Raw genomic sequence first — 23,998 nt, 5'->3', positions numbered from 1 at the left:
AAGGACAGAAGCACAATGCCGCGGTGATGTGGTTTGCCCGAAGCCGCTGCAACGTCATCTATGCCCTGTTGACTCGGCGTGAGTTCTTCCGAGAAATCCCTGCTAGAACCATCGCCACGGCTGCGTAGGCCGCTGCGCTGATCACCGCCGGCCCGCACGATGCGGCCCGGCGATCAGTCATGGCTACACCCCTCCCATACGATGTACGTGAAAGTCTCGCCTGACTATTGACAATCCACATAGGGCCCCCACGCGGATTGGAACCGAGTGGCGGCCGACCTCTCGCCCCCCCCCGCGGCCGGACGCCGCCACCTAGGCGCCGAACAGGGCCACTTCCGCCGAGCCGTATTCGACGATCCCGAAATCACTTTCCCGAATCTTCATCCCCCCGCCCGTGCTCGATGTCGCCGGAGGCCCGGAATTGGAGGCCGAAAACCAGATCCTCGTCGCTCAGTTCCGGCAGGATCACAATCCTCACCAACTCGAACGGCTCATACGCGGAATCCAGGTCGTCGTCGATGGACAGGAAAATCTCCCCGTCCCCCTCCCCTGCCCTCCCCATCGCCGCAACCCCCGTGGCTTAGGAGGGGGAAGAGGGCCTTCGAGGGCTCAGCAGCTCAAGCCCAGGACCGCCGACTTACAGCTCGTCGATGTGCTTGCGCTTCGGGTAGACCCGCGGACGAGCGCCTGCGATCTCCTCAGCAATGCGGATGACCTGGTTGGAGTAACCGAACTCGTTGTCGTACCAGACGTAGAGCACTAGGTGCTTACCGTTGGCGATGGTAGCCAGACCATCGACGATGCCAGCGTGGGTGGAACCAACGAAGTCGGTGGAGACCACTTCTGGTGAGTGGATGTAGTCAATCTGCTGGCGCAGGACGGACTTCAGGGAAACTTCGCGCAGGTAGTTGTTAACCTCGTCGCGGTCGACCTCAGTGTCCAGAGTCAGGTTCAGCACCGCCATGGAAACGTCCGGGGTGGGAACGCGGATGGCGTTACCGGTCAGCTTGCCCTCGAACTCCGGCAGAGCCTTGGCGACGGCCTTTGCGGCACCAGTCTCAGTGAGAACCATGTTCAGGGTGGCTGCGCGACCACGGCGGGAACCCTTGTGGAAGTTGTCAATCAGGTTCTGGTCATTGGTGAAGGAGTGGACGGTCTCGACGTGACCGAACTCGACGCCCCACTTGTCATTGACGACCTTCAGCACCGGGGTGATGCCGTTGGTAGTACAGGAGGCTGCCGACAAAATGTTGTCAGAGTCCTCGATGATGCTGTGGTTAATTCCGTAGACGATGTTCTTTACATCGCCCTTGCCCGGCGCGGTGAGCAGAACCTTGGAAACCCCCTTGGACTGAAGGTGCTGCGACAGTCCCTCACGGTCACGCCAACGACCGGTGTTGTCAATGACAATCGCATCGTTGATGTCGTAGGCGGTGTAGTCAACAGTAGCCGGATCATTGGAGTAAATGACCTGGATCGGGGTGCCGTTTGCCCAAATAATGTTGTTTTCGCGGTCAACCGAGATGGTGCCGTCGAATGCACCGTGGACGGAGTCACGGCGCAGCAGCGAAGCACGCTTGACGATGTCGTCCTCACCATTCTGGCGAACCACAATCGCGCGCAGGCGCGGGCCGTTGAACAGTGCCTCACGAGCAAGCAGAATGCGGGCCAGCAGACGACCGATGCGTCCGAAACCGTAGAGGACAATGTCGGTCTTCGGGGTGTGAGTCCCGGCACCGATAACCTCGGCAAGCTCCCGCTCGAGGAATGCGCGCAGGTCGCCGCCTTCCTCTTCGAAGCTGGTAGCCAGGGCGCCCAGGTCGATGGAGGCGGTGCCGAGATCCATCTTCACCAGTTCCTGCAGAATCGGCAGAGTCTGGCTCAGAGGCAGCTCCTGCGAGGTAATGCGACGGGCGTAGCGGTGCGACTTAATGATGCCGGTCTCGGTGACGTTTTCCAGTCGGCGGCCGAAGATTGAAGTCACGACATCGTTGTTGCGTCGCAGCTGTCCCAGGAGGGGGATCATCTGCTCTGCAAGGCTGATGCGCTCATTCCAGTCATTGCGCTTGATGGGGGCCGAATCCGACATAAATCCTCCTGGCTTAAATGAATATGAGTTCCCCCTCAAAATACCCCGCACACGCCGTTCACCGGCTATCGCCCTCAACTGGGTACCCCGTATTGTGGCCCAGCTTTCACCCAATCGGGGGAGGCACTGGGAGGCGACCTGAGGAAGAAAAGTGAACCCTACTTACCCGTTAGAATTAAAGCCATGACGGAACCCCTGGATATCCAGCAGCAATCTCCCGCCCAGCCGCCATACCGCCTTGTAGTCACGGATATGGACGGGACTCTATTAAATGAAGACAAGGAAATCCCGGATTCCTTTTGGCCGGTAGTCACCGAACTGCTCGACCGCGGTGTCCACTTCGCTCCCGCATCGGGCCGCCAGTACGCCACTCTGGCCGACCAGTTCGCCCCCATTGCACACCGCATCCCAATCATTGCGGAAAACGGCAACTATGTCGCGGATGCGGGCGAGGTGGTCTCGGTTACCAGTATCGACCACGACATCGTCACCCAGTTGGTACACGCGATCCGCCAGTTCAACGACAACCGCGTGGCAGCGGGGCGCACTCCTCTATCGGTTATCATCTGCGGCGCTGCCAGCGCATACGTGGAGTTTTTCCCGCCGCATTTCAATATTCCGGAGGAAGTTCAGCAGCTGCAATTCAACGAGGCCGCCAAGTACTATTTGAAGCTGCAGAAGGTCGATGATGTCATCGCCGCCGCCGCCGAGGACGGCATCGTCAAAATTGCCGCCTTTGATCCTTACTCCGTCGAAGACGAATCCGCCGATTACTTGCGTTCCCAGAGCCCGCACCTGCGCGCGGTAGTCTCCGGTGCACATTGGGTCGACCTCATCGACGCCAACACCAACAAGGGCACGGCACTCGCCGCCCTGCAGGAGGCCCTCGGTGTCTCTTCTGCCGAAACTGTCTGCTTTGTTGACTACCTGAATGATCTCGAGCTCATCGACCACGCAAGCCGTTCGTTTGCCATGTCCAACGGTCACCCGGAAATCAAACGCCGCGCCACCGACATCGCACCATCGAACGCGGAGGAAGGCGTCATCACGACGCTGCGCGAACTGTTCAACCTCTAACGCCGCCCCAACGTAATTGACCCCTTACCCCACTGGAGCGGTAAGTTAGAAAGGTTGAACCCGATTCCCTTATTCCGATTTTCTTTTTAAGGAAAGCGTAGTCTCCCTGTGACCACTCTCGCCGAAGAAGCAGCACGCCGCCGCACATTTGCCGTCATCGCACACCCGGATGCCGGTAAGTCAACGCTCACCGAGGCGCTGGCGCTGCATGCTCATGTCATTAACGAAGCCGGTGCTGTCCACGGCAAGGCCGGCCGCAAGTCGACTGTGTCCGACTGGATGGACATGGAGAAGGATCGCGGCATCTCGATTGCCTCTTCCGCGCTGCAGTTCGAGTACCAGCCAGAAGGACACGACGGCGAGCCGTACATGATTAATCTCGTCGATACACCTGGTCACGCTGACTTCTCCGAGGACACCTACCGTGTACTCACCGCTGTCGACGCCGCTGTCATGCTTGTCGACGGCGCCAAGGGTCTCGAGCCTCAGACGTTAAAGCTGTTCCGGGTTTGTAAGTCCAACGGAATTCCGATTGTCACCGTCATCAACAAGTGGGACCGCCCGGGTAAGGCTCCCCTGGAATTGATGGATGAAATTGTCGCAGAGATTGGTCTGCAGCCGACCCCGCTGTACTGGCCAGTCGGTGACGCCGGCGACTTCCGCGGCCTGTTGGAACGCGGCGAGGGCGGCGAAGCCAAACAGTTCATTGGTTTCGAGCGCACTGCCGGTGGCGCCACCATTGCCGCTGAGCGCCACCTCACCCCAGATGAGGCCGCCGCTGAGCAGGGCGATGCCTGGGAGACCGCCGTCGAGGAGTCCGAGCTACTCTCCGCCGATAGCGCTGACCACGACCAGGAGATGTACCTCGCTGGCGATACCTCTCCGGTGATTTTCGCCTCTGCCATGCTGAACTGGGGTGTCCACCAGATCCTGGACACTCTCTGCGAGCTGGCTCCAGCACCTGGTGCTCGCGCGTCCGACCCGGCTGCGGTTGCCGCTGCAGCGGCTGGCGGCCAGGGAGCCATCGTCGAAAAGCGCGAACCGACGGATGATTTTTCGGGCGTCGTATTCAAGGTGCAGGCGGGTATGGATACGCACCACCGCGACAAGCTGGCGTTCATGCGCGTTGTCTCTGGCGAGTTTGACCGCGGCATGCAGGTCACGCATGCGCAGTCGGGACGCAGTTTCTCCACAAAGTACGCTTTGACCGTTTTCGGCCGGACACGTTCGACTGTGGAGACGGCCTACCCGGGCGACATTGTCGGCCTGGTCAATGCGGGTTCGCTGGCGCCAGGCGACACGATTTACGAGGGTCGCAAGGTTCAGTTCAAGCCGATGCCTCAGTTCGCACCAGAGCACTTCCGCACCCTGCGCGCCAAGAGCCTGGGCAAGTACAAGCAGTTCCGCAAGGCGGTCGATCAGCTCGATGCCGAGGGCGTGGTGCAGATTCTGCGCAACGATGCCCGCGGTGATGCTGCCCCGGTGATGGCCGCGGTCGGTCCGATGCAGTTCGAGGTCATGATGGCACGCATGGAAAACGAGTACAACGTCGAGACCATCGCCGAGCCCATCCCCTACTCCGTCGCCCGCCGCACGGACGAAGAGACCGCGCCAGAGCTGGCAAAGCAGCGCGGCGTCGAGATTTTCACGCGTTCCGACGGCGCCCTCATCGCCCTCTTCGGCGACAAGTGGAAGCTGTCCTTCATTGAGAAGGAGCATCCGGAGTTCACACTCGAGACGCTGGTCGCTGACTAGCCCTCCGGCAGCGACAGCCCCAAAACCCAATATCGAAAAGGAGATTTGACCAACATTGAGCCAACCGGTTGAGCTTCCTCCACAGCCAAGTGCATGGCAACTTTTTACTGCCTTCCACTCGCGAGCTCAGAGATGGCCAGGTGCCCTCCGCGCAGCACTCGCGCTATTCCTGCCGGGTGCCGTGGCACTTCTCACCGGTCATGGTTCGGAAATGCTCCTTATCGCCGCTGGTGGTTGCGTGGTCATCTATGGCGAAGGCCACCCCTACCGCAGTCGTCTGCGCGTGATGGCCATCGCCGGGCTATGCCTGATTGCCGGCGTTATGTCCGGCAGTTTTGTCGGCTCGGTGGTCCACAATGAGATCGCTTCCGGCGGCAGTAATCTATGGCTGCTGCTCATTGCGCTTTTTACGACGATACTGGCCACCATCGGCGCTTTTATTCAAAACGCACTGCGCCTGCCACCGCCGGGTTCATTTTTTATTGTGATGGTCTCCGGCGGTACAACAATGGTCGCCCGCCTTGGCTTCAACCCGGTTGAAACCGCCATGTGGGCTACCGTTGGTGTGCTTTCGGCGATAGTCATCGGCATGGCACCGCGGTTGTGGAATCCGCACGGCCCAGAACTGACGGCTGTCCACTCCCTCGAATCGGCCATCGAGGCGATGGAAAAATCCGACTCAACTTCGTTTGCTGTTCATCACCAGGCGCAAACTGCACTCACTGACGCGTGGGAATCGCTTGCCGACGCAGGCATCATCCGTGGCAGCAAGATCGTCAAGCCCTCCCATACGGAACTGGTCAACCGTGTCATTGCTGCTCATCAGCGGCTGATTGCTATCCGCGGACGCTTGGGCGTGCACGGCAGCGCTGTCGACATCGTGGACACGCCGAACCTCTTTGATGAGACACAGACAACTATTCCACTCGCGCGACCAAGCGTGAGTTACCGAATCTTCCGCTCTTTCGATCGCTATTCCCACGCCTCGATAACTGCCACGAAGGTGGCTATTACCGGCGGCCTAGCCGGTCTTATCAGTGTGCTGGTCGGTCTTGACCGGCCTGACTGGGCGGTGGTCAGCGCATTGATGATTCTGCAGTGGGGCCCCGACCGCACCGCCGGTTCGATTCGAGGCATTCACCGCATGGTGGGCTCAATTATCGGTATTTTCCTCTATGCCCTGCTCTTTTCCTTCGGCCTGGACAGCTGGACGCTACTTATCGCGCTTGCCGCCTGCCAATTCGGAGCGGAAATTCTCGTGGTGAAAAACTACGCTCTGACGACAGTTGTCACCACTCCGCTGGCGCTGCTGCTGGGCGGAAATGTCTCCGGTGAGCTGGCTCCAATTGTGATCGATCGTGTTTTGGAGGTCGGTATCGCCTGCGTTTTAGCACTCGCTATCTTGCGTTTTTGGCCCACTGAGAGCATTAAGAAGCATTACTTGCGCCACATTCCGCGCTGCTATCGGCAGATGGGTGCACTTTTGGGTGCGCTACTTACTGGCACCCCGAATCAAGCACTCGATATTCGACGAGATTTGCAATACGAGTTGCTCAGCGAGCGCCAGGCCATCTCTTCTCTGGCAACCAACAACCCTGAGGCCGCTGCCCCACATTGGGATGGGCATCGCCACATTCGCACGGCCGGTTACTTGCTACTGGACTACTGTCGCACGCATCCGGATGTCAGGCCTACTCACGACGAAATTTCCAGGCTGGCCGATGTGGTCCAGGCCGCGACATCCGCGGAAGACTAGTCCTCCGGCAGCGGGGGCTCCTTGCGCAGGTCTCGAGCGGTCGCCTGCCGTACTTCGCGCGGTTCCTCCTCTGATCCCCGCGAACGGAACTTGGCCGCGATGTCCTTCAACGAGGACGACAGCGGCGGCAGTTTCTCCAGCGCGTCACGGCCCGCGTCCCACGCATCGGCAGCGATATTTTCCGCTTTCCGACGCAACTTGCGGACTTTCTCCTCGCGCTGACGCTTAGTCTCTGCCGCGTCATTTTGCCGCTCGCGCTCACGCTCAAAGGCTGCGACATCGCGGGCCTCCGCGTCGGAAAGCCTCTTCGAGGCGTGTGCCGCTGCGTCCCACGACTCCTCCAGGGACTCCGCGAGGTGCAACATGGCGTCGATGCGCTTTTCAACTTCCCGCAACTTTTCGCGGTAGCCCCGCTGAATGTCGTAGCGGCGCATGATGCGGCGGGCACGAGTGGCCTCATTGCGCCAGGTGATGATTGCGCCCTCAGAAATCGACTCATCGACAACGAAACGCATCGCCCATGGGTCAACATCGGCGCTGGCCAGATTGTTGCGTACCCGCTCCTCGCGGTCGAGGACGTCCTGCACGAGACTGCGGGCACGCTCTTCGGCTTGATGGGCGCGGTTGGTACGGGAGTTATCTGGTCGGAAGCTCACCTGGACTATCCTACCGCTCGGCTGCCGCCAAGGCCGGTACTTGGTCGTTCTCGGAGCGCTCCTGCTGGTCATTGTCGTGCTGGTGCTCGAGGCGAATCCAGGAGACAAAGCCCCAAATGACGAAGCAACCGTAGAAGAGGTACAGCGCTGCCGACGGGTAGTAGCCACCCTTGAGCAGCAACGGCACCCCCACGGCATCCACGGCGATCCAAATTAGCCAGAATTCGTTCCAACCGCGGGCCATACCCCAGGTTGCCAGCATCGAACCGACGAAAATCCAGGCATCGGCCCATGGCCCCCACGAGCCCAGCATCTCAAAAACATTGGCACAGATCACTGTGGCGAAGATAGCCACGGTAATCATCCCAATGCGTTCCGATGCCGTCGCCCACCGAGGCTCAATTGCGACTTCGTCACCACTCTGATTGCGACTCTTGACCCAGCTGAACCATCCGTAGAGGCTGACGACGATAAACATGACCTGACGCCCCGCCTGGCCATATAGATCAAGATTCTGCGGCGTGTGGAAAACTCCACCGAGGAATACGGTAAACAGCAGTGCATTTCCGATAATGCCGACCGGCCATGCCCATACCTTGCGTTTCATACCTAGGAAGGCACACGCCAGGCCAAAGAGGTTACCGACAATTTCACGAATCAAGATTGGCGCTCCCGCCACACTGAGCTGTGCAGTGAGGAATCCCACCAAAAAATCCGACACGTATTCCACGAATTATTCAACTCCTTCTCTTTCATCCGGACTATGACCGTCGGTTTCGGATTCCAACCGAAATCTGCTTGTCCCCTACCTTGCAACCCCTTTGGTCACAGGTAGGGCGCTCGTGGACTTGTCTGCGTCAGCCGCAGCTTCACCACCGGTGAGGAATTTCACCTCGCCCTGAGAATGCGAGTTCAACGTTAGCACTGTCGCCTTGCACGCATGTGCATTTTATTCAATGAGATTTCGATACAACCCCACATGAATTGCGCATCTATAATGCGCAGTATGAGCCAAAAGCCCCGCCAGCCACGCCCTTCCTGTTCCTCCCGTTCCTCCCAATCCTCCCGTCGCAAGCGCTCCGCTGGCTGGGTTCCGGACCAGCACGGCGCCTGGTTCATGGTCACCATTCCCCCACTGACCGCTCTCGCCCTCAACCCCACATGGACAGGCCTTTTTGTCACCGCGACCTGGCTGCTCGGCTACTTCGCATTCTTCGCCGTCAGCGTCTGGCTCCGCTCTCGTCGCCAACGCCGCCACCTCGCACCCGCCGCCACATACACCGCGCTCACCGCCGTCGCCGGCTGCATCACACTGCTTGCCGACGTTTCCCTCCTCACCTGGGTGATCCTCATCGCCCCTCTTGCCGCTATCGCTATTTGGGAAACCTACCGCCGCCGACCGCGCTCACTTCTCTCTGGCGTCTCCACCGTTTTGGCCGCTAGCCTCATGGTGCCCATCGTTGCCGGGCCAACCCCGAAAGCCTGGGCAATTGCGGCTATCTACGCTGGATATTTCGTCGGCACCGTGCCCTATGTAAAAACGATGATTCGCAAGCGCGGCAACCCCCAGTGGCTCATCGGCTCGGTCACGTACCACGTTCTTATTACCGCCGCGGCCATTATCGGGTGGCTCCTCCTCCGCGACCGGGACCTCATCAACTTCGGCGTACCCATCGTCGCAATTGGGCTTCTCATCAGGTCTTTTGCCATGCCAATTTCCGGCGCTCGCCGCGCTCGGCCGTGGACTCCGAAACAAGTCGGAATCCTCGATGCCATCTTTGGAGTCGCCGTCGTTCTAGCCGCGTGGTAAAAACAACGGCGGGGACATACTTTGGGGATTTTTGGGGAGGGGATGAAGTCTATGACTTCCACCAAACACGCAGTCAATCACGCAGTTTCCGTCTCAGACTTGGCCGCTAGCCTGACCTCGCGGCAGGCACCACAGTCGGGCTGGCGCAGCTGGGTTCGTAAGGCCACGTGGGGCGCAATTTTGCCGCGGGAATCATCGTCGGCACGCAAGCAACGCGAGCTGATAGAGCGGGTGCGACAGCCTATCTACGGTGACTACAACATCGCTGTTATCAGTGTGAAGGGCGGCGTTGGCAAGACGTCGACAACCATGTGCCTGGGCGCCACGCTTGCAAGCCTGCGCAGTGACCGGGTCGTCGCAATCGACGCGAATCCGGACTTTGGCACCCTCGGCGCACGCGTCACCGCAGCCAATCCCGCATCCATTCGCGATCTACTGCGAGCCCCGGATACGGACAAATACGCGCAGGTCCGCGCATATACATCACACACGCCATCACGCCTGGAGGTTGTCGGCAGCGACCAAAATCCGACATCGACAATCGCGCTTTCCGACGGCGAATACTGCGCAGCCCTCGACATCCTTCGGCGTCATTACAATGTGAGCCTGACAGACTGCGGCACCGGCCTGACGCAGCCTATCTCCGCTTCGATTCTGTCTGCGGCCAATTGTCTGGTGCTGGTCACTACGCCCGCACTGGACGGCGTGAAAAGTGCCTGGACGACATTGGATTGGCTTTCAGCGCACGGGTTCGAACGGCTAGTTTCTACCACCGTCGTGGTGGTCAACGAGCTAAATAAACAGGGGCTGTCCACAGAGACCGTGCGCGAGCTATTTACCCAGCGCTGCCGCGCAGTGCAGGTCATCCCCTACGATCCGCATATCGCGAATGGTGCAAATATCGAGCTGGAGAATCTCCAGCCCGCCACCACCCAGAGCTATCTCGAATTGGCAGCCATGATTGCCGATGATTTCGCGCCGACGACGGGCCGCCACAGCTTCGTCTAACGCACGGTTAGCTACCGAAGGTGCTGTCGAATCGCCTCGACGTCGACTTCCTGCACGGTAGCAGGTTTAAAGGCGGCGTCGCGGTCCTTATCCACCAACACTGCCCGCACGCCCTCGGCAAAATTGGGGTGCTGACGCATGTAAGCACCAAGCTTCATCTCTCGGTCTAGCGCCTCCTGCAGGGTGACCTCGTGGGCCGAGTTAGCCGCATAGAGTTCCACGGCTGCCACGAGGCTCTCCGGGTTGGCGGGTGCCAGCAGATCACGGAAGGTCTCCACTGTTGACGATGCACAGGAGCCCGCCTCAGTGGCTTCGTTGAGAGCACGCTCAATCTCCGCCCAGGTATCAGCACCAAAGCAGGCCTCAATGCAGTCGCTCCACTCGGCCAACTGCGGATCCCCGAGCAGCTCACGAGCCTCAGCTGAGTCCACATCAAGCGCATACTCCGCGAGCGCCGAATCAATTCCATCGCGGTCCAGTGTTGCAACGAAGTCATCCAGCTGCGCGGCTGGTACCGCATGTGTCGCCCATCCAGCCCACAGCATGTCCGCCGCAGTTAGGCGGTAACCGGTCAGCCCCGTAAACCGCGCGATTGCAGCCGAGGGCCCTCCCAGCCGTGTGTTCACATGCTGCGAAAAGTGAGTAATGCCAACGTCGGGAATAAAGCCGATTGCCATTTCCGGCATGGAAGCGCTGGCACGCTCGGTCACGATTCGGTGGGAGCCGTGCATGGAAACCCCCAGGCCACCACCCATAGCGATGCCATCAATGATCGCGATATATGGCTTGGACTGCGCGAATTGCGCAATCATCGCGTTCATCTCATACTCATCCCGGAAAAACATCTCCCCCTGCTCCGGAACGCCATCGAGCACGGCCTGCCGAACTGCCCGCACGTCACCACCGGCACAAAACGCCTTGGGGTGACTGGATGAAACAACAATGTGATCCACCGAGTCGTCGTCACGCCATGCGCGGAGCCCCTCGACGACCTCGGTGACCATATCCAAATCGAGCGAATTAAGTGCCTTCGGCCTATTCAGACGAAGGTGACCGGATCGCCCGTGGACTTCTCGCAGCACCTTTGGCTCAATGACCTCGGTGCGTGCAGTGCCAGAACCATTATTAGTAGCAGTCATGCCACCCAGTGTGACACAGATAACTAACCAGGGAAAGGTTCTGTCGGGAAGGTTCTGACGACCAGAACCTCACTGAGACTAAGGAGCTACTTCTTCTTGCTCTTCTTGTCCTTCTTGTGCTTCTTACCCTTCTTATCGGACTTGCCTGCGCCCTTCACACGGTCGGCTTCAAGCTTCGCGGCAACGTCCGGCACATAGCGGAACTCAGTGCGCGGCGGACGCTCGTAGCTTCCCTCCGACTCCGGACGATCCGGGATTTCCGGAACATCACGCTGAATGCGCTCGTACGGAATGGTCGTCAACAGGTGGTTGATGACATTGATACGCGAACGCTTCTTATCCTCAGACTCAACCGTGAACCACGGTGCGGACGGGATATCGGTGTGGATGAACATCTCATCCTTTGCACGGGAATAATCCTCCCAGCGGGTGATGGACTCCAGATCCATCGGCGAGAGCTTCCAGCGGCGCAGCGGATCCTCACGGCGGGACTTGAAGCGGGCAACCTGCTCCTCGTCCGACACAGAGAACCAGTACTTACGCAGGATAATGCCGTCTTCGACCAGCAGACGCTCAAAAATCGGCGCCTGATGCAGGAAGCGACGGTACTCCTGCGAGGTGCAGAAGCCCATGACACGCTCAACGCCGGCACGGTTGTACCAGGAGCGGTCGAAAATCACGATCTCACCAGCAGTCGGCAGCTTTTCGACGTAACGCTGGAAGTACCACTGACCCTGCTCACGGCTAGTCGGAGCCGGCAGGGCCTCAATACGACAGGTACGGGGGTTCAGGTACTGCGTGATGCGCTTAATGGCCGACCCCTTGCCGGCAGCGTCACGACCCTCCATCACGATGACAATTCGGGCACCGGTTTCTACCACCCACTGCTGCATTTCGACGAGCTCTGCCTGGAGCTTTTTGAGCTCGGCCTCATAAGCCTTCTTGTCGAGCTTCGGTGGGCGCTGGACGTCGTCATTATTCATAGTCCACAGTTTACCCGGCAGGGCGCGACGACCCTATTCGACGGGTTTAACCGCGGGGCCTAATCGCTAACCTTTTTTGCAACCCTAGTCGCGCGAGTAAAGACGCAGCGTGACCTGTGCGACAAGACCAGCAAAGACCATGCCAATAACAACCACAATCGGCGCCACCACACCGATATCGCCGTTGGTCAGCGGCGCCAGGAGCTGTGCCTTGTACAGGTTACTCAGCGCCGGATCGATGACCGTCGCCTTGCCCAGGAACAGCGCACTGATGGCCAGCAGACCACCAATCAGCGACGCAATCACAGCCTCGAGGACGAACGGCGCCTGCGTGAACCAGCGGCTGGCACCGACCATGCGCATAATCTCAACTTCCTTACGACGCGAGAACGCCGCAATCTGGACCATGTTCGCAATCAGGAACACCGCGGCAACGGCCTGCACCGCCGCCAGCAGGAAGGTCGCATTTCGCACCGAGTCCAGGTTTTGGGCTGCAGTACCAATCTCTTCATGCTGGTCAGTAACGTGGTCGACCTGTGGCAGCTCCCGAATCGGATCCAGCGGGCTGACGTCTGTCGGATCGGCCAGGCGCACCATCACGACAGCCGGCAGCGACTCCGGCGTCGCATTTTCCACGAGCACGGGGTCACTGTCCTTGAACATCTCCACGAAGTGGTCAAAGTTCTGCTGACGATTTCGGAAAGTCACCGAATCAACGCCGTCAGTCTCTTCAAGCTTGCCGACGACCTCAGCACACTCCGGCGAGGAGCAAGTTTGGTCCTCGGCGGAGATTTGTTCATTCAGTTCGATCTGTACTTCTACGCGATCGAGATAGAGATCCTTCGTGCGGCTGGTCTGCTCAGTAACCAGGATGCCGGTCGCAAGCAGCGCCAACGACACCGCAGTCGTAATAATCATCGCGATGGTCATCGTGATGTTTCGGCCCAAGGAGGAGAAAGCCTCACCGAGGACAAAGCGAGTCTTCATAGGTCAGTAATACCTTTCGAATGAGTTCTTCTACCGATGGACTGTCTGCTAATTGTTCAGGCCGTAAACACCCGTGGCGTCGTCACGCACGAGACGCCCCAGCTCCAGCTCCAGCACGCGGCGACGCATGGAGTCCACGGCATCATTGTCATGAGTGGACACGATAACGGTCGTCCCCATGCGATTAATGCGGTCGAGCAAGAGCATGATGTCACCGGAAGTGCTTGGGTCGAGGTTGCCGGTGGGCTCGTCGGCAAGCAAGATGAGCGGGCGGTTGACGAACGCGCGAGCGATGGCGACGCGCTGCTGCTCACCACCAGACAACTCGTGCGGGTAGCGATTTTCCTTGCCCGAGAGTCCGACCATTTCGAGCGTTTCCGGAACCGCCTTGTCGATTTTCGCCTTCGGCTTACCAATTACCTGCAACGCAAAGGCAACATTTTCGTACACGGTTTTCTTTGGCAGCAGACGGAAGTCCTGGAAGACGTACCCCACCTTTTGACGCAACTTCGGGATGTTGCGGCGAGAAATCTTGGTCAAATCCTGGTCTGCAACCGTCAGTTTTCCTGAATCCACTTTCTCTTCCCGCACCATAAGGCGCAGGAAGGTCGACTTACCAGAGCCCGACGGTCCAATAAGAAAGACAAACTCACCTTTATCTATGTGGACTGAAACGTCGTCGAGAGCTGGTCGGCTAGAAGTCGAGTAGGACTTGGTAACCCCGTCGAAAGTGATCATAAGTAGACACTCTAATCACTTAAGCCACTCAAGTCACTCTGGAATGCGTGGAATTGGTCGCCGTGACGGGATTGCGAGAACAGGCGGCGTCGAACGCTAACCCCAGAGCGCGCGACCGCACGAAAGCTCACGCCATAGCGGCATTCGAAATTATTCTCCCTAAAAATCTTGAAATCGCCCTTTACTTCGCTTATATGTTCGATTATAATGGGCCATGAAAGATTAAACACGAGGATTGAAAACACCAAATAACGTCGCCTAGCTGCTTCAAGCTTGGAAAATTGACACTCAGAGTTAGTCGAAAATACTTTCCCTACCTCTTCCTTATTTCAACATTTCAACGTCCAGGCCTTATCTTTCAGGGGGATTCAACAATGGCCAGCGGGGAACACATACCACGGAAACGCACTTACACTGCGGCGATGGAAGCAACAGCGCCACGCTTTCACCATGAGATTTCTCAAACAGCACCAGCACGTCTTGGAATTGACCGCAATCGAGCTGACTTGAAGCTTGCCCTTGCTTGTGTTCCCTCTTCTTCAACAAAAGATGTCGAAGATTACATCGCCAAAATCGCTCCAGCTCTTGGCATGTCACGTGGGAGAACACTCCAGTACATCGATGTCGGAATGCAACTAGAGCGACTCCCGCGGTTAAAAGAGCTTCTGCTCAAACGCGCACAGCTACCGCTTCCCCACATGCGGGTCATTGCCACGGCCATCCTCCCATTGGATGACCCCTCGGCTGTGAGATATTTCGAAGACCATCTCCTTGAGCTGATCACTCCGAGAGTCAATGGTGAAGTTCTTCGCGGAGTTCGGAGCCTTCAACAGAATATTCAGCGGCTTATTGATGAAGTCAGCCCGCTATTGCGCCCGAAGAATGAGTACGACCCGCCGATCACTTCGTTTCAAAAAGGCATCGAGCAAAAAGCTGGCGAATCTATAACGTTCGAGTTAAAGGACAACCTCACTGAAGTCACCATGGAACTAATGCCTGAGCGGGCAATTGAGTTTCAGAAGGTCTTGGAAGAAATCACCGCTGATCAGGACTGCGACTTTGTCGAGGCCTTTTCACATCTTCTGCACGGGACTGCCCAGGTCACCGCCACACTGAATCTGTACTGCCCACTAACCCAAGACAAGCCCCAGGAAGCCTGGATCGGTGGCCTGGGGTGGATCAACAAAATCGCCACTGAATCCTGGCTCGATCGGGTCACTAGCATCCGGCTACTAGCAGACGAGAAAACGGAAAAGTACTCGCCAACAGAGCGACAGCGTACTTACATCCAAGGTAGAGACGGCACCTGTCGCTTTCCCGGATGCGATGTCGATGCGACGAAGTGCGACATCGACCACATTCAGCCGTATAACCACGAGAATCCCGACGAAGGTGGCCAAACCGAGACGCCCAACCTCCATTGCCTATGCCGTCGCCACCACAATCTAAAAACGGCCGGTCTTTGGAATGTCGTGCGCGATATCGACGGCGTGGAGTACTGGACCTCCGCCACTGATCAGAGCGCTGAAAAAGCTGCCCTAATCAGCACAGAATCAGGGCCGCTCTCCGGCCACGGTCGCTACTCCTTCGATCTGCGCAAGACAAAGAAAGCACAGACGCTCAAGGAGTACAACGAGCAGAGGTTGGAAAACCTCCGCGAATCACAGGAGCTGACAAATCAGGCTCGCGAAGAACTGGGAATGAACAAAAACGAGAGAAAATCAGAAGCCGACGAGCCCACCACCCCGGAAGCACCGGAAACTCCCGAGACACCGGAAGCACTCGAAGACGAACCGCCCTTCTAGGGCTACTCCCCTTCGGACTGCTGAGCCATGCGCCAGCGAATACCGGCCTCAATGAAACCGTCGAGGTCACCGTCGAGGACCGACTGTGGGTTGTTGACTTCGTATTCGGTACGCAGATCCTTGACCATCTGGTACGGGTGCAGCACATAGGAGCGCATCTGGTTACCCCACGAGGCATTGCCGCCTGCGCCGAGAGCGTCCAGCTCCGCGCGCTCTTCCTGGCGCTTCTTCTCCAGCAACTTCGCCTGCAGAACACGCATGGCAGATGCCTTGTTCTGGTGCTGCGACTTCTCGTTCTGACAGGTCACCACGATGCCGGTTGGGACGTGCGTAAGTCGGACCGCGGAGTCCGTGGTGTTCACCGACTGCCCACCTGGGCCGGAGGAGCGGTAGACGTCGATACGCAAATCTGACTCGGGGATGTCGATGTGATCCGTTTCCTCCACAACTGGCAGCACCTCGACCTCAGCGAAGGAAGTCTGGCGGCGCCCTTGGTTATCAAAAGGACTAATACGAACCAGACGGTGCGCACCCTGCTCGACCGAGAGGGTGCCGTACATGTACTCGCCATGGACGACGAAAGTAGCGGACTTGATGCCGGCCTCTTCAGCGTAGGACGTGTCGTAAACCTCGACCTTATGTCCATGCTTGTCAGCCCAGCGCAGGTACATGCGCATAAGCATCTCGGCCCAGTCAGCGGCATCCACGCCACCGGCACCAGAGCGGATGTTGATGACCGCCTCGCGCTCGTCGTAAGGCCCCGAAAGCATAGTCGTGACCTCGAGGGATTCGATGTCAGCACGCAGCTCAGCCCGTTCGGCATCGGCCATTTCAACGGCATCAGGGTCACCCTCCTCTTCCGCGAGTTCGTACATCACGGAGAGATCATCGAGTCGCCCGCGCAGGGAGTCAATCTTTTTCTTCTTCGCCTGCGCCTGCGACAGTGCGCTGGTTACCTGCTGCGCGTGATCGGGGTCGTCCCACAGCGACGGGTCCGCGGCCTGGGCTTCCAACTCCCTGATCCGGTCGGAAAGCTCGTCGACATCGACCACCTTCTCAATGGTGGTCAGCGTCGCGTCGAGTTCTTTGAGGTCAGCATTCAGATCCGGGTTCACGGGTACTACCTTAGCTATACCGCCTGTTTCGATGCACAATAGGACGTATGTCTGAATCCACCGCCAGCCAAGATTCCAGCCAAGACCTAGAACTCTTTCTCTCCCAAGTTTCCGAGTCAATTGTGGCATCGGATACCAGTGTTGCGGTTGCCATCGTGAAACGCGCCGCCGCTATTGCCGCGCGTATGCGCGACGAAGGCCTGGTCACGGAGTACAAGACATCGATTTCCGACGTCGTCACCGCAGCCGACCGGGCAGCGGAGAAGTTCGTCGTCGAGGCTTTGGCTGCACTCCGACCCGAGGACGGCATTCTTGGCGAGGAAGGATCGGCGAAGGAGTCCCAGTCGGGTCGTACGTGGGTGATTGACCCTGTCGATGGCACCTACAATTTCACCACTGGTTCGGACTACTGGTGCAGTGCGTTGGCGCTGGTTATGGGCGATGCGAGCAATCCGGATGAGGTCATCCTCGGTGCGGTGCATCGCCCGGCAACGGGCGAAAGCTGGATTGGCGGCCCCAATCTGCCGACCAGTCGTATCAACATTGACGGCACTGTTGACGACCTTCGAGTCACTGACCATCCGCTCTCGGAAGTCTGCGCAGCGACCTACCTCCACACCACGGTGGTGAACTCGAGCGAGGAATCCGAGGTCACGGCCACAAAGTCCTGGCTGGATGCGGTGTCTCGCAGCGCTACCTGGCGCATGCTGGGCTCAGCGTCGGTGGATATGGCCGGCGTAGCCGATGGCCGCATCGGCGTATGGTTCCAGCGCGACGTCGCGGCCTGGGACTGGCTGCCGGGATACGCACTTATTAAGGGCGCAGGCGGCGAATGCACGTCGGTGGGACGCTGGAAGCTCGCGGGCTCGAGTGGCCAGGTCGCAGAGCTACGTGAGGTTCTGCGCTAGAATTTCGGCCATGACCACCTCTTACTCCGAAGATCTCGCCCTCGCACTCTCGCTTGCCGACGCAGCCGACGACCTCACGATGTCCCGCTTCGAGGCGGCCAATCTAATCGTCGAGTCCAAGCCCGACCTGACTCCGGTCTCCGATGCCGATATCGCGTGCGAGAAGCTGCTCCGCGAGATTCTGTCGGACAAGCGCCCGAGCGATGAAGTTCTCGGCGAAGAATTCGGCGGCGAAGCTGTGTTTGAGGGCCGTCAGTGGGTCATCGACCCCATCGACGGCACCAAGAACTTCGTGCGCAGTGTCCCGGTCTGGGCCACCTTGATTGCCCTGCTGGAGGACGGCAAGCCGGTTGTCGGCGTAGTCTCTGCCCCAGCACTGGGCCGTCGCTGGTGGGCATCCAAGGGCGACGGCGCATTCAAGCGCACCCACGTCGGCGGCCGGGAAGCCGCTAAGCGCCGCATTGAGGTCTCGAAGGTGGCAGACATCGCGGACTGCTCAATTTCCAACTCTTCGCTCACCGGTTGGGCCGAGCGCGACCTGCGCGACAACTTCATCGGTCTCACCGATGACGCCTGGCGACTGCGTGGCTATGGCGACTTCTTCTCCTACTGCCTGGTAGCCGAGGGTGCGGTCGATGTCGCCGCAGAGCCGGAGGTTTCCCTGTGGGACCTGGCAGCGCTCGCGATCCTGGTAGAGGAAGCTGGCGGCCGCTTCACTTCCCTAGCGGGAGTCGACGGGCCGCACGGCGGGGACGCAGTTGCGACGAATGGGTTGCTTCACGACGCCGTCGTCAAGCGCCTGGGCGGGTAAACAGGATTTTCCAACCTATCGCAGTTTGCGACGAGCGGCTCACTATCTCCCGTCCGCGTGACCGATATCCAGGATACGTCGCAGCTCAGCAAATACCTCAGGGCGTACCTCATGGGTTACCACCCGTCCACTCTTAGACCTAGTTAGCAGCCCGGCATCCGCCATGGTCTTTAAATGATGCGACACCGTCGGCTGACTAAGCCCAGAAACAGCGGCCAGCTCCCCTACGGTCATCGAACTACAGCCAGCGGCAGCGAGCTGAGACAAAATTTGCAGGCGCGCCGGTTGCGCCAGCGCTTTGAAGAGCGTTGCCGCAGCCTGCGCTTCCGCCGCGTCGAGAGGCCGACCGCCAAGTGCACAGCATTCTGAGATTTCGTCCATACCCGTTGAGGCTACACGGCCTCCCCTCTAAATATATTGACAATCATCGATATATTGATTACACCGGAAACTATGACACAGACTACAAAGTCACTCAGCTTCCTAGACCGCTTCTTGCCGCTATGGATTGCAGCTGCAATGGCAATTGGCCTCATTCTGGGCAAAATTGCACCGTCACTTGTGAACTGGCTGGCAGAGGCAAAAATTACGACAATTTCCGTACCAATCGCCATCGGATTGCTGGTCATGATGTACCCACCGCTCGCAAAGGTTCGATACGACAAAACGGGCAAAATTTTGACATCAAGGAAGCTGATGGGCATCACAGTCTTCCTCAATTGGATTCTCGGCCCCGCACTGATGTTCACCCTTGCCTGGATATTCCTCAGTGATAGTCCAGAACTGCGCACTGGCGTGATCATCGTCGGTCTCGCCCGCTGCATTGCAATGGTTTTGGTCTGGAACGACCTATCTTGCGGCGATACTGAAGTCGCTGCCGTATTGGTGGCCGTCAACTCGCTATTTCAAATTTTCATGTTCGGCGCTCTAGGGTGGTTCTACCTGCAGATTCTGCCCTCCTGGTTGGGACTGGAAACCACTTCCGCCACCTTTTCTTTTTGGGCAATCGCACTATCTGTAGTGGTATTCCTCGGTATTCCGCTTCTGGCTGGCGCGGCATCACGCATAATTGGTGAACGCACCCGTGGTCGCGACTGGTATGAAAATGAGTACTTGCCCAAAATCTCACCATTGGCACTTGCCGGCCTTCTATACACAATCGTGTTGCTCTTTGCGCTTCAGTCACAGCAGATTCTTGAGAATCCCTGGACCGTTGCGAAAGTGGCACTACCACTAGTGATCTACTTCCTCGCCATGTTCGCGATCGCTCTCACTTCGGCCAAGGCCGCGGGCATGAACTACGCAACCTCCGCATCGATTGCCTTTACGGCCGCCGGAAATAACTTCGAGTTGGCAATTGCGGTTGCGATTGGCACCTTCGGCCCATTGTCCCAGCAAGCACTTGCGGGAACGATTGGACCACTTATTGAAGTACCCGTACTCGTTGCACTTGTCTACGTCACCCGCTGGCTCGGGCCGCGCCTTTTCCCTAATGACCTTTCCGTACCGGACAAACTATAGAAAAAGGATTCTGAAATGAAGGAAATCCCGAAGGTACTTTTCATCTGCGTGGCAAATGCCGGTAAATCCCAGATGGCCGAGGCCATTGCGCGTGCAAAATATGCCACGCAGTTCATCGCCCTTTCAGCAGGAACGAACCCCAAAACTACTACCAATGCGCTTGCAGCCAAATCAGTTGCAGAAATCGGCGCCTCTATGGACAGTGCATCACCAAAGCCCATTGCCCCCACGATTCTCCGGACTGCAGATCGTGTTGTCATCATCGGCGATGCCGCTCATGTAGAGCTCCCCTCGGACGCTCAAGGCTCACTCGAGCGTTGGCTTACTGACGAGCCCTCAAAACAAGGCATCGACGGAAAAGAACGCATGGACCTGATTCGCGATGACCTCGAGCGCCGTATCGACGAGTTAGCTGTCGAACTCCGTTACACTAAGAATCCCTAAGCGGCAGAATCCAACAAAAGCCGCCTTATCGCCAGCGTAAGCCACACGACTGCGCCGACGCCTGCGATGAGGCCGAGGAGCAGGAACATCAGGCCGACTGCCCAGAGCCCGGTGGTGTCGTCGGTGCCGGCAATGATGCTCCAGCACAGGGCGTAGCCGGCGACGGCAGCCCACCAGGTGGGCAGCAGGTTCAGAGTTGGGACGGCCACGCGCATCATGGCAGAGGCAGTGAGGATGACCATCGCAAAGCCGCTGCAGAAAACCTGCCACGGCGAGTAGTCGTATTCGCCCTCAAGTGTCCACGCGAGCGTACAAAAGCAGATTAGGAATGCTGCGACAAAGACGAAAATCGTGTGCCCAAATGCGATACGCTCGCCGTATTTTTGACCAACCATGCGGCACCCACCCATGCGAGAGCGGTGGGGATGGCAATGATTAATAGGTACGCGAGGAAGACGCCTGGCACCTCTGCCCAGGTGAAACTCGTCAGCATCGATGTCATGCCACCAGGTTACGCCTGCCTCTTAGCTTTTTGAGCGCGCTAGTTTCCCAGTAAAAACACAGACGAAACACCATGATTTACACATAGTCACTTAATGTATTGTCAGGTTCGGTTGCTACAACTAGAAAGTCGTTTTCAATACGCCGTTTGTAGAGAGTGCTTTTTACCAAAGAGCACCTCCCTATAAGTTGTAGTAAAGGAGAAATCCGGGGTGAATAAACCTACCCGAATTGTGGGGCTCGATATAGCGCGCTCACTCGCCATCATCGGCATGATCATTGTCCATATGGCCTCACTACTTTGGAGCACAAAGGTTGTGCTCTCTGGCCTACCCTCATCACTGTTCGCCATTATCGCCGGCGCCACAATGATGATTATCGGCCGCAATTACAGCAGCACTACCTTCTTGCGCCTGATCACTCGCGGTGCCCTGATCATTCTCATCGGCCTGGCGCTATTGCCGGTGGGTGGAGAAATTCAGGTGGTCCTCGTCATCATGGGCCTGGTCATGATGCTGGTTTCCTGGATGCCAGCGCTCGGAACCTGGTGGCGAGTCGGCTTCTTCGCCGCCGCAACCATCGCCGCCACAATCAAGTACGCACCCATGACACTGCCGCAGATTTACCCGCTACTGGCGTGGATCGCATATTTCATTGGCGGCATGCTGCTTTACGACGTCTACCTACGCAGTCGCCTGCATGGCACTTCCGCCTCTGAGAACAGCGCCAATTCCCGGCTGAGCTGGATTGTCACCGCCGTCAGTGTTGTCATCACGGCCGTCGGCATGTACTTCCGATTTGATCCCGAGATTGCTGGCTGGCTCCGTTTTACTGGACACACTGGCGTTTTCGGAGAAATCATTCTCTCCGTCGCCGTCGCCGCCATTGTGCTGCATTTGTGCCTGTTCGTAGGCGACCGCTTCCCGACCGCGTTTTACCCATTCGCGGCTATGGGAACAATGTCACTGACTATCTACATCCTGCACGTTCTCACCGCGTTTTATTGGCAGCAGAATGTGGCATTGCATTCCACGTTGTCCGCAGCAGGTTTCATCGTATTCTTCCTCGTCATCGCAAGTCTCTGGAAGAAGTTTGTGGGACAGGGCCCTGCTGAAAAGCTCGTTGCCACCGCAATCAAGGCCATTGTTCCTTCTGGGAAAGGGAAATAACCGTGAAGAAAACATCTTTTTCCATCGCAGCAATTGTTAGCAGCACCCTGCTTCTATCTGCGACTCCAGCTCTAGCATTGGAAAACGGCGAACCCGCACCCGCAAATGCTGAAAGCAGTTCTGTGGCCGCGCTGAAGATTGGCAAAGTTGGCAATTTCGGTGACTGCACCGGAACGCTGGTTGCCGAGCAGTGGGTGCTCACTGCACGCCACTGCCTGGAGTCTGTGAACAACGAAGGGACCCAGGCCCGCATCGGCGGGAAGGTCTACGATGCCGATTCCTGGGCGCTGTCTCCAATGTCTGATGCAGGATTGCTTCACCTGACCCAAAAGGTCACTGATGCAACCCCTGCGAAAGTCTCCCGCGATATCCCCACACCTGGGCAGACGGGAACTCTCTACGGCTGGAGCAGCAGCTCGTCCATGGCACGCTCCGGGCAGCTTCCGATGACCAAGATGGTCGTCAAGGAACTGTTGGGCGGAGGCCCCACTGAAGGAACTCCAGGTGAGGTCGCGCCTGGTGGAGCTACTCCAGGTGAATCTGTTCCGGGTGAGGCTATTCCGGGCGGCGCTGTTCCGGGCGGTGCCATGGAATCAATGGAGATGCAGCCAGAAGCCGTCATGCCAGGTACCGCAATGCCAGATGCAGTTAAGCCAGATGACTCCAAAACCGAGTCGATCCCCGCTGGAACCGAAAGCATCCCAGCCGACGCTGCCATGATGCCAATGATTCAAAGCGCCATCCTGGACGCACATTCGGTCTCTGGCGCAGGTATGCAGGGCGGCGACTCCGGCGGCCCGTTCTTCGTTGACGGAGAGCTCGCTGGTCTCGCTACCGCCGGAACCTCCAATGGCGACCCTGACCTGCCCTCCCCCAGCGCAGCGATTACTACCCTCGCTGGCACCGCTGACTGGATTGATGACATCACCTCTGGCCGTGACACCAAAAGCGTCCTGACTGCGGAAAATACTCCTGCACCGCCGAAGACCATTCAGACCAGTGGCGATCGCATGTGGGGTTACCTCGCCATCGCGTGCGTTGGCCTGGTTGTCGCAGCAGCCTGGTCGCGCATTAGGAATGGCCGACAGTAGAACCGTCTAACCACAACCACAAGCCGCCTCCCCGGAAAGTACTGGGTAGGCGGCTTTTATCGTGCATGCGAGGAACTTAATAGTGACCGAAGCCACAAAATCTCTCGGTAACTGACGTACAATCGTGAGATAATCCTATGGTTTTATTCCAATTTTTCTAAGAATCGACGATTCGGTGAGGTCGCACTTATCGGTGGCCTGGCTCTGTTGATTCCGCCAATGATCTGGCTGAAGAAATCGAAAGCCAAGACTTCGTAGAGTTCTTTATGAAGGGGCGAAAAAAAGGAACAAGTCACTCCACATCCGCCCACATTTCGAGCCCACCGTGGGAGTCCAAGCCTGTCTGGCAGCTGTCTGTCAGCTGTCTGTTAGCTGTCTGCCCACCGTTTTGCCAGTATTGCGCTCACTTATCGATGCATGATTCACCCATCGATGCGCTCCAGCGTATCCATAAGTGAATAACTCATCGATATGTGAAACCGAAAGCTAGCAGCGCGTACATGAGCTGAGGCAAATCGGCCAGAATCAACCCAGCAACCCCTCAAGCTAAGTACCTTCAGGCCGACTAATCGAGCTGCGCCTCACGCTGCATTTTGACGACCGCGGGTTAAGTAAAGAAAAGTGTGTCCGCATGC

The 23,998-nt window shown here is 57.9% G+C and carries 23 protein-coding genes and 1 riboswitch; of the genes, 12 read left to right on the top strand and 11 right to left on the bottom strand.

The annotated features are described in order from the left end of the window. Positions 1 to 364 precede the first annotated feature (364 nt). A complete protein-coding gene (locus tag HMPREF2787_RS09655) occupies positions 365 to 562 on the bottom strand; it encodes a hypothetical protein (protein WP_070859141.1) in 198 nt (65 codons plus the stop codon). A gap of 75 nt (positions 563 to 637) precedes the next feature. Beyond that, the gene (locus HMPREF2787_RS09650) at positions 638 to 2,089 is read right to left on the bottom strand and encodes a glyceraldehyde-3-phosphate dehydrogenase (RefSeq protein WP_049189550.1); all 1,452 of its coding nucleotides are present in this window, start codon (positions 2,087 to 2,089) and stop codon (positions 638 to 640) included. Positions 2,090 to 2,272: 183 nt separating this feature from the next. On the opposite strand from HMPREF2787_RS09650, the gene HMPREF2787_RS09645 reads away from it, so the two are divergent. The 3 genes from HMPREF2787_RS09645 to HMPREF2787_RS09635 all read left to right on the top strand — a co-directional run bounded on the left by HMPREF2787_RS09645 (position 2,273) and on the right by HMPREF2787_RS09635 (position 6,677). Beyond that, positions 2,273 to 3,166 (top strand): Cof-type HAD-IIB family hydrolase, encoded by an 894-nt coding sequence (locus tag HMPREF2787_RS09645; protein WP_049189551.1) that lies wholly within the window; start codon positions 2,273 to 2,275, stop codon positions 3,164 to 3,166. Positions 3,167 to 3,274: 108 nt separating this feature from the next. Next, positions 3,275 to 4,921, top strand: a complete 1,647-nt coding sequence (locus HMPREF2787_RS09640; RefSeq protein ID WP_070859140.1) for a peptide chain release factor 3 — start codon at positions 3,275 to 3,277, stop codon at positions 4,919 to 4,921. A 55-nt stretch (positions 4,922 to 4,976) separates the two neighbouring features. Continuing rightward, on the top strand, positions 4,977 to 6,677 hold the full coding sequence (locus HMPREF2787_RS09635; RefSeq protein WP_070859139.1) for an FUSC family protein: 1,701 nt from the start codon (positions 4,977 to 4,979) through the stop codon (positions 6,675 to 6,677). Here HMPREF2787_RS09635 and HMPREF2787_RS09630 read toward each other — a convergent pair. Beyond that, entirely contained in the window at positions 6,674 to 7,333 is a 660-nt protein-coding gene (locus tag HMPREF2787_RS09630; RefSeq protein WP_070859138.1) for a hypothetical protein, read from the bottom strand. The genes HMPREF2787_RS09635 and HMPREF2787_RS09630 overlap by 4 nt on opposite strands. Positions 7,334 to 7,343: 10 nt before the next feature. Next, positions 7,344 to 8,063 (bottom strand): nicotinamide riboside transporter PnuC, encoded by a 720-nt coding sequence (gene pnuC / locus HMPREF2787_RS09625; RefSeq protein WP_070859137.1) that lies wholly within the window; start codon positions 8,061 to 8,063, stop codon positions 7,344 to 7,346. 10 nt (positions 8,064 to 8,073) lie between these two features. Continuing rightward, positions 8,074 to 8,243: riboswitch (FMN riboswitch) on the bottom strand. A 96-nt stretch (positions 8,244 to 8,339) separates the two neighbouring features. Between pnuC and HMPREF2787_RS09620 the strand changes: the two genes are divergently transcribed. Both HMPREF2787_RS09620 and HMPREF2787_RS09615 read left to right on the top strand, forming a co-directional pair. Beyond that, positions 8,340 to 9,143, top strand: coding sequence for a YwiC-like family protein (locus tag HMPREF2787_RS09620; RefSeq protein ID WP_371441150.1), 804 nt, complete (start codon positions 8,340 to 8,342; stop codon positions 9,141 to 9,143). A 51-nt stretch (positions 9,144 to 9,194) separates the two neighbouring features. After that, entirely contained in the window at positions 9,195 to 10,151 is a 957-nt protein-coding gene (locus HMPREF2787_RS09615) for a MinD/ParA family ATP-binding protein (protein WP_246824294.1), read from the top strand. 11 nt (positions 10,152 to 10,162) lie between these two features. Here the strand turns inward: HMPREF2787_RS09615 and HMPREF2787_RS09610 are convergent, their stop codons facing one another. From HMPREF2787_RS09610 to ftsE, 4 genes are all read right to left on the bottom strand, one after another. Beyond that, the gene (locus HMPREF2787_RS09610) at positions 10,163 to 11,290 is read right to left on the bottom strand and encodes a 3-hydroxyisobutyryl-CoA hydrolase (RefSeq protein ID WP_070859134.1); all 1,128 of its coding nucleotides are present in this window, start codon (positions 11,288 to 11,290) and stop codon (positions 10,163 to 10,165) included. 86 nt (positions 11,291 to 11,376) lie between these two features. Continuing rightward, a complete protein-coding gene (gene ppk2, locus HMPREF2787_RS09605; protein WP_070859133.1) occupies positions 11,377 to 12,273 on the bottom strand; it encodes a polyphosphate kinase 2 in 897 nt (298 codons plus the stop codon). Positions 12,274 to 12,357: 84 nt separating this feature from the next. Next, a complete protein-coding gene (gene ftsX / locus HMPREF2787_RS09600; protein ID WP_070859132.1) occupies positions 12,358 to 13,260 on the bottom strand; it encodes a permease-like cell division protein FtsX in 903 nt (300 codons plus the stop codon). A 48-nt stretch (positions 13,261 to 13,308) separates the two neighbouring features. After that, positions 13,309 to 13,998 carry a cell division ATP-binding protein FtsE gene (gene ftsE, locus HMPREF2787_RS09595; RefSeq protein WP_016423233.1) on the bottom strand — a complete coding sequence of 230 codons (690 nt, stop codon included), beginning with the start codon at positions 13,996 to 13,998 and terminating at the stop codon, positions 13,309 to 13,311. Positions 13,999 to 14,420: 422 nt separating this feature from the next. On the opposite strand from ftsE, the gene HMPREF2787_RS09590 reads away from it, so the two are divergent. Then, on the top strand, positions 14,421 to 15,803 hold the full coding sequence (locus HMPREF2787_RS09590; RefSeq protein WP_246824293.1) for an HNH endonuclease signature motif containing protein: 1,383 nt from the start codon (positions 14,421 to 14,423) through the stop codon (positions 15,801 to 15,803). Positions 15,804 to 15,805: 2 nt separating this feature from the next. Here the strand turns inward: HMPREF2787_RS09590 and prfB are convergent, their stop codons facing one another. Beyond that, on the bottom strand, positions 15,806 to 16,918 hold the full coding sequence (gene prfB, locus HMPREF2787_RS09585) for a peptide chain release factor 2 (protein WP_038626269.1): 1,113 nt from the start codon (positions 16,916 to 16,918) through the stop codon (positions 15,806 to 15,808). Positions 16,919 to 16,965: 47 nt separating this feature from the next. Between prfB and HMPREF2787_RS09580 the strand changes: the two genes are divergently transcribed. Continuing rightward, positions 16,966 to 17,826, top strand: a complete 861-nt coding sequence (locus tag HMPREF2787_RS09580) for an inositol monophosphatase family protein (protein WP_070859130.1) — start codon at positions 16,966 to 16,968, stop codon at positions 17,824 to 17,826. 10 nt (positions 17,827 to 17,836) lie between these two features. After that, the gene (gene hisN / locus HMPREF2787_RS09575; RefSeq protein WP_070859129.1) at positions 17,837 to 18,637 is read left to right on the top strand and encodes a histidinol-phosphatase; all 801 of its coding nucleotides are present in this window, start codon (positions 17,837 to 17,839) and stop codon (positions 18,635 to 18,637) included. Positions 18,638 to 18,679: 42 nt separating this feature from the next. Here hisN and HMPREF2787_RS09570 read toward each other — a convergent pair whose 3' ends face one another. Then, complete coding sequence (locus HMPREF2787_RS09570) at positions 18,680 to 19,018, bottom strand: ArsR/SmtB family transcription factor (protein ID WP_070859128.1); 339 nt, start codon at positions 19,016 to 19,018, stop codon at positions 18,680 to 18,682. Positions 19,019 to 19,090: 72 nt separating this feature from the next. Here HMPREF2787_RS09570 and arsB point away from each other — a divergent pair, with 72 nt between their 5' ends. Both arsB and HMPREF2787_RS09560 read left to right on the top strand, forming a co-directional pair. Further along, positions 19,091 to 20,158, top strand: a complete 1,068-nt coding sequence (gene arsB / locus HMPREF2787_RS09565; protein ID WP_049172185.1) for an ACR3 family arsenite efflux transporter — start codon at positions 19,091 to 19,093, stop codon at positions 20,156 to 20,158. A 15-nt stretch (positions 20,159 to 20,173) separates the two neighbouring features. Continuing rightward, positions 20,174 to 20,602 (top strand): arsenate-mycothiol transferase ArsC, encoded by a 429-nt coding sequence (locus HMPREF2787_RS09560; RefSeq protein WP_070859127.1) that lies wholly within the window; start codon positions 20,174 to 20,176, stop codon positions 20,600 to 20,602. On the opposite strand, the gene HMPREF2787_RS09555 is transcribed toward HMPREF2787_RS09560, so the two are convergent. Next, positions 20,599 to 20,997, bottom strand: a complete 399-nt coding sequence (locus HMPREF2787_RS09555) for a hypothetical protein (RefSeq protein ID WP_246824292.1) — start codon at positions 20,995 to 20,997, stop codon at positions 20,599 to 20,601. The genes HMPREF2787_RS09560 and HMPREF2787_RS09555 overlap by 4 nt on opposite strands. A 318-nt stretch (positions 20,998 to 21,315) precedes the next feature. Here HMPREF2787_RS09555 and HMPREF2787_RS09550 point away from each other — a divergent pair, with 318 nt between their 5' ends. Together HMPREF2787_RS09550 and HMPREF2787_RS09545 are read left to right on the top strand one after the other, a co-directional pair. Further along, positions 21,316 to 22,272, top strand: a complete 957-nt coding sequence (locus HMPREF2787_RS09550; protein WP_070859126.1) for a DUF418 domain-containing protein — start codon at positions 21,316 to 21,318, stop codon at positions 22,270 to 22,272. A 2-nt stretch (positions 22,273 to 22,274) separates the two neighbouring features. Next, positions 22,275 to 23,363, top strand: coding sequence for a trypsin-like serine protease (locus HMPREF2787_RS09545; protein WP_070859125.1), 1,089 nt, complete (start codon positions 22,275 to 22,277; stop codon positions 23,361 to 23,363). The last annotated feature ends 635 nt before the right edge of the window (positions 23,364 to 23,998 follow it).

This window comes from Corynebacterium sp. HMSC061H03, from assembly GCF_001838215.1.
In the GTDB taxonomy this organism is placed as follows: Bacteria; Actinomycetota; Actinomycetes; order Mycobacteriales; family Mycobacteriaceae; genus Corynebacterium; species Corynebacterium jeikeium_D.
This window is presented reverse-complemented; position numbering and strand designations above follow the sequence as displayed.